Annotated in this window: 7 protein-coding genes; all 7 read left to right on the forward strand. The window is 58.8% G+C overall.

What is annotated here, in order from left to right; all coding sequences use genetic code 11:
- Positions 1-722, forward strand: a 722-nt coding sequence (locus tag PA598K_RS14640; protein ID WP_185601976.1) for an MFS transporter, incomplete at its 5' end; no start/stop codon positions are given.
- Between the two features lie 177 nt (positions 723-899).
- Positions 900-1814: a MetQ/NlpA family ABC transporter substrate-binding protein gene (locus PA598K_RS14645; RefSeq protein ID WP_128657688.1), complete on the forward strand. Its 915-nt coding sequence runs from the start codon at positions 900-902 to the stop codon at positions 1812-1814.
- 18 nt (positions 1815-1832) lie between these two features.
- Positions 1833-3173: an LLM class flavin-dependent oxidoreductase gene (locus PA598K_RS14650; protein WP_128657689.1), complete on the forward strand. Its 1341-nt coding sequence runs from the start codon at positions 1833-1835 to the stop codon at positions 3171-3173.
- Positions 3174-3215: 42 nt separating this feature from the next.
- Positions 3216-3989 (forward strand): methionine ABC transporter ATP-binding protein, encoded by a 774-nt coding sequence (locus PA598K_RS14655; RefSeq protein WP_128657690.1) that lies wholly within the window; start codon positions 3216-3218, stop codon positions 3987-3989.
- Positions 3982-4656: a methionine ABC transporter permease gene (locus PA598K_RS14660; protein ID WP_128657691.1), complete on the forward strand. Its 675-nt coding sequence runs from the start codon at positions 3982-3984 to the stop codon at positions 4654-4656. The genes PA598K_RS14655 and PA598K_RS14660 overlap by 8 nt, the downstream gene beginning before the upstream one ends.
- 47 nt (positions 4657-4703) lie before the next feature.
- Positions 4704-5183 carry a DinB family protein gene (locus tag PA598K_RS14665; RefSeq protein ID WP_128657692.1) on the forward strand — a complete coding sequence of 160 codons (480 nt, stop codon included), beginning with the start codon at positions 4704-4706 and terminating at the stop codon, positions 5181-5183.
- Between the two features lie 5 nt (positions 5184-5188).
- Positions 5189-5584, forward strand: a 396-nt coding sequence (locus PA598K_RS14670) for an acyl-CoA dehydrogenase family protein (RefSeq protein ID WP_185601977.1), incomplete at its 3' end; no start/stop codon positions are given.

Consider the following 5584-nt stretch of genomic DNA (forward strand, 5'->3'; position numbering starts at 1 on the left):
CGCTGCTGATCGGCGGCGGCAGCTCCCTCTTCATGCTGGCCCTCTCGTCAGGCTCCTTGCCGGCGGCGGCAGCATCTGTCCTCTTGCTCGTCTGGGCGGCCCGCCGAATGATGCGCACCCCGCATCCCTTCGTTGAGCCATCCCTGCTCAGGGACCGCCCTTTTATGCTGCTGAACGGCCTCGCTATGGCCGCCCATATGATCAACTTTACCTTGCTGTTCCTGCTCCCGCAGCTTCTCGTCGCCGTCCATGCGCTCAGTCTGTTGGAGACAGGGCTTATGATCTTTCCCGGGGCGCTGCTATCCGTACTTCTGGCCCGGCCGCTTGGCCGCGCGCTCAAGCGTTCGGGCACTCGTCGCCTGCTTGCCCTATCGCCGTGGTGCATAGTAGCCGGCAACCTGCTGTTGGCATGGCTCGGCCTGAGCGTTCCCTGGATCGCTGCGCCCGCCTATCTGCTGACGATCGTCGGCTGCACCGCCGTCAACGCTTGCGTGGCCGATGCGCTGCCGCGCCAGATCCCGGAGACCCGTCTGGGCGCGGCGCTCGGCTTGCAGCAGCTATGCCAGTTCATCGGCGGCGCGGCATGCGCAGCCGTATGCGGCTTCGCGCTGGCGGACAAGCTGTCGGAGCTCTCCGGAGCCGCCTTTACTCCACTCTTCTATGGCTTGGTGCTGCTAAGCTTACTGATCGCCGCTGCCGGGCTGCAGGTTCGCAATCATTAAAAAATATAATGATGTTCATTACGAAGCATAGGGTTATATGATGAATAAGATTCTGCTATACTATGAATATTCGCAGCGGATAACTTGGTATTATATCAGGTTTGAACGTACTCCTCGAAGGAGAGGTTCGCATCTCAGTGCTTCAACACATCCCCCTTCCTAAGGAGAGAACAATCGATGAAACAAAACGTCCTGGCAAGCCTTGCAGTTGCTGTTCTGCTCGTCCTGCTTGCAGCCTGCTCGTCTTCCCCTGCCAAGAACAGCCCAGCCGACAGCGGGGCAGCCTCTAACGCCGCCTCCACAACTCCCGAAGCTGACACGACCGCCGAAGAGCCGGCGGAATCGGCAACGGAAGACCCGAAGGATCGCATCATCAAGCTGCTTGCCAATACGCCCAACCATAATGACGAGGTCGCGCCTATTCTCGCTACAGAATTGGAAAAGCTGGGCTACACGTTGGAGTTCGAAGTTCCGACAGACAGCATTATCGCCAACAAAGAGGTGCTGGAGGGCTTCTACGATGTGGCGATCGGCAACCATACAGCTGCCCTCAATGCCTTCAACGAAGCCAACAATGGCAACTTGGTGCCTGCCTTCCTGACGACCTTCGCCCCCAACGGCATCTACTCCAAAAAATACGCTTCCTTCGACGAGCTGCCCGATGGAGCGACAATCAGCATCCCTGGCGATCAAGCCAATGGCGGACGGCCGCTCATTATTTTGCAAGATGCCGGGCTGATCAAGCTCAAGGAAGGGGTCGACCTGACCAAGCTGACGCCCTCGGATATCATCGACAATCCTCGCCAGTTCAAGTTCAAGACGCTCGATACCGCTGTATTGCTGCGGGCGCTTGACGATCTGGATGCCGGATTTCTCTACCAGAGCCAGCGCGTCAAAGGCGGTCTGGCGCTTGAGGACGCACTCGGATTGGAGTCCAATGAATACAAGGACTTTTACATCATCGCCGCGACCCGTCCGGAGCTTGTAGGCACGCCCAAACTCGAAGCCTTAAAGCAAGCTTATTATTCGGATGCGGTCAAGGAATTTTACAAGACTCGTTATGACGAAGGCAGCATCTTTTATGCCTGGTAACGAAGGGAGTGTATGCGCATGAGTGCAGCAAGACGTCTGATCCTGGCCTCCTCGCTTAGTGTCGGAGGCAATCACGCCGGCCTGTGGAGGCATCCCCGCTACTGGGCGAATGCGTCGATCGATATCGATTATTTTACTTCCTCCGCCCGCAAGGCGGAGGAGGGCAAGCTGGATTTCGTCTTTGTCGGCGACACCCTGTTCGTCGACGAGCATTCGGCGCCGCAACTGATCAATCGCCTGGAGCCGCTAACCCTGCTCTCTGCCGTCGCCGCCGCAACCTCCCGCATCGGTCTGGTGGGTACGCTGTCCACCACTTATCATGAGCCTTACCATACCGCCCGCCTGTTCGGCTCGCTGGATCATATCAGCCGTGGCCGAGCTGGCTGGAATGTCGTCACAACCGCCTTGCCGGGATCGGCAGCCAACTTCAGCCGCGACAGCCATCCCGAGCATGATCAGCGCTACAAGGTCGCTGACGAGTTCCTGGAGATCGTCAAGGGCTTATGGGATTCCTGGGAGGAGGGGGCCTTCCTCCGGGACAAGAGCAGCGGCGTCTACTTCCAACCTGAGAAGCTCCATACGCTGAACTACAAGGGAAACTACTTCTCGGTGCGCGGCCCGCTCAGCATGGAGCGACCGCCTCAAGGCTGGCCGGTCATCGTCCAGGCCGGGGCCTCGGAGGCGGGACAGGCGTTTGCCGCTCGACATGCCGAGATTGTGTTTACCCATCAGCACAGCGTCGAGGAAGCAAGACAGTTCTATCGCGAGCTCAAAGCCCGAGCCGTTAGTCTGGGACGCGATCCGCAGAGTCTGCTGGTGCTGCCTGGCATCAACGTCATTACGGCCGCCAGCAGCGAGGAAGCCCACGCCCGGCAAGCGGAGATCGACGGCTTGGCCGATATCGACGAAGCGCTCAAGGGCGTGGAGAAATATTTCCAGCCGTCGGCACTAAACGGGATTCCGCTGGACGAACCATTGCTGCCGTTCCTGGACAAGCTGCTCACCGACGGCTTCCAGGCCGAAACTGCCCGCATCGCCCGCCTGGTGCGGGCCGACCATCTGACGCTGCGCCAGTTGGCCCTCCGACTCGCGTCACGCTCCGGACGCAATCCGTTTGTAGGAACGCCGGAGCATGTGGCTGATACGATCCAGCACTGGTTCAATTCGGAGGCTGCGGACGGATTTATCGTCAGCTCCGGCCCGATCGTGCCTGAGGGCATCCATCGCTTTGTCGACCATGTGCTCCCATTGTTGCAGCAGCGCGGACTGTACCGGACGGAGTATACGTCGGCGACACTGCGCGACCATCTCGGATTGCCCTTCCCTGCCAACCGTTTCAGCCGCGCCTCGAGTCGATAACCGATAGCCGGACCCCGCATACAGATTGGAGGAGAGCCGCATATGATTTCGCTTCGCAACATTTGCAAAAGCTTCGATACGCCGTCCGGCCCGCTCGCTGCGGTCAACAATGTTTCGCTGGAGGTACAGAAGGGAGATATCTACGGCATCATCGGTTTTAGCGGCGCCGGCAAGTCTACGCTGCTGCGCACCGTCAATCTGCTGGAGCGTCCGGACAGCGGAACGGTGCTCGTAGACGGCCAGCCGCTTGCCGAGCTTGGCAAGCGCCAGCTGCGCAAGGCGCGACAGTCGATAGGCATGATCTTCCAGCACTTTCATCTGTTAGACAATCTTACGGTGTTCGACAATGTCGCCTTCCCTCTGAAGGTAGCAGGCGTGCCCAAGTCCGAGCGCCGCGCACGCGTCGAGGAATGTCTGGGCATCATGGACATCGCCGACAAGATTAACAGCTATCCTTCCAAGCTGAGCGGCGGCCAAAAGCAACGCGTCGCGATCGCACGTTCGATAGCCAATCGCCCCGGCGTACTGCTGTGCGACGAGCCAACCTCTTCCGTCGATCCGCAGACGACGGGCGATATCTTGAAGTACCTGGCGCAGATCAATCGCCAACTGGGCATCACCATCATTATCGTTACGCATGAGATGGATGTAGTCCGGGCCATATGCAACAAGGTCGCGGTGATGGAGCATGGTGTGATCGTCGAGGATTTTGCCATGAACAACCGCTCCTATGTGCCCAAATCCAAAATCGCCAGCTTTTTGTTCAAGCGCGATAATTTCTATGCCGATGAAGTGGGGGTGAGCCTGCATGGATGAGGCCATCGCAGAGATCTCGCGCGCGTTGCCCGACTTTTGGGTCGCCTTTGGCGAGTCCTGGTACATGCTGCTCATCTCGATTCCAATCACTGTCGCGCTTGGCGTGCCGTTGGGCACCATCCTGTACTTTATTCGTCCCGGCTCCCGGGTCAAGGCGCCAAGAACGTATATTGTGTTGAACGGCATCGTAAACATCGTCCGTTCCTTCCCGTTCATCGTCCTTCTCGTAGCCATCATACCGATCACCAGGCTGATCGTCGGCACGGCGCTGGGGACGACGGCGGTCATCGTGCCGCTGGTCGTAGCCTCTACCCCGTACTTCGCCCGGTTTGTCGAGCAAAGTCTGCTGGAGATCAATCGCGGCCTGATCGAAGCGGCCGAGTCGATGGGCGCCAGTTGGCCTCGGATCATCTGGAGCGTCCTGTATGTAGAGGCCAGGGCGGGGATCGCCAACTCGATCATCATCATCCTGGTGAGCTTCCTGAACTATTCCTCCGTCGCAGGGCTTGTAGGCGGAGGCGGTCTGGGCGATTTCGCTCTCCGCTATGGCTATCAACGTTATGAGACGTATACGATGGCCTTCACGATCGTCGTCATCGTCGTCTGCGTGCAACTGTTTCAGTTCGCTGGCAACTATCTGGTGAGCAAGCTGGATAAACGGCTGTAGCTTTCCCTTTATACACTTGTACTTAATTTGGAGGAGGAACTTGAATTATGACAGACATCAACAGCAAAGCACTCATCGCGGACTATACGGCAGGCGGGGAAGCGCTGGCCCGATCGGTGGAAGGGCTGAGCGAAGCCGAATTGCTCCATCACCGGTTGCCCGAGAAGTGGTCGATCAAGCAAATCGCCATCCACCTGGCAGACGCAGAGCTGGCCGTGTCGTTTCGCGTACGCAATATTCTGTCCGAGCAAGCGCCGATCATTCAGCCGTTCGAGCAGGATAACTGGACAGAAGCGCTCGATTACGAAAACCTTGACCTCGCGGCGGCGCTGGAGCGATTTCGCCTGCTGCGGGCGGCCAACGGCGAGCTGCTCTCGCGCATCGACGACGAAGCATGGCAGCGCACAGCCACCCATCCCGAGGCGGGGCTGATCACGCTCGCTCAGGTTATTAACGGGCAGATCGGACATCTTGACGGTCATCAGGAGCAGATTCAAGCCAGTCTGGCCGACTATCGAAGCAGGTAATGACGATGCCCGAAACCTTCACAGCAGCGTCCCTCACCGGAAAGGAGAGAGAAGCGGCTATCGTCGCTCTGGGTCAAAGACTGGCTGCACGGTTTGCGGAGCGGGCCCCCCGGCATGACCGGGAGGGCTCCTTTCCCTTCGAGAATTTCGAGGAGCTGAAGCAAGCGGGCTGCATCAAGCTGACGGTGCCCAGTGAATACGGCGGGGACGAGATCACACTTCATGAACTGGTCCTGTTCCTCGAACAGCTCGCCAAGGGCGACGGCTCGACGGCTCTGTCTCTGGGCTGGCATCTGGGCTCGATCCTGCATCTGCGCACGACGCGCCATTGGCCGGAGCCGATCTTCGCCAGGCTATGCCGACTGGCTGTCGAGCGCGGGGAGCTGTACAACGGGTATGTC

The organism is Paenibacillus sp. 598K (genome assembly GCF_003851045.1).
Lineage (GTDB): Bacteria > Bacillota > Bacilli > Paenibacillales > Paenibacillaceae > Paenibacillus_D.

Coding starts and splice junctions, on each gene's coding strand:
- PA598K_RS14660 (WP_128657691.1), top strand. CDS start 3,982: ATGGATGAGGCCATCGCAGAGATCTCGCGCGCGTTGCCCGACTTTTGG.
- PA598K_RS14650 (WP_128657689.1), top strand. CDS start 1,833: ATGAGTGCAGCAAGACGTCTGATCCTGGCCTCCTCGCTTAGTGTCGGA.
- PA598K_RS14655 (WP_128657690.1), top strand. CDS start 3,216: ATGATTTCGCTTCGCAACATTTGCAAAAGCTTCGATACGCCGTCCGGC.
- PA598K_RS14645 (WP_128657688.1), top strand. CDS start 900: ATGAAACAAAACGTCCTGGCAAGCCTTGCAGTTGCTGTTCTGCTCGTC.
- PA598K_RS14665 (WP_128657692.1), top strand. CDS start 4,704: ATGACAGACATCAACAGCAAAGCACTCATCGCGGACTATACGGCAGGC.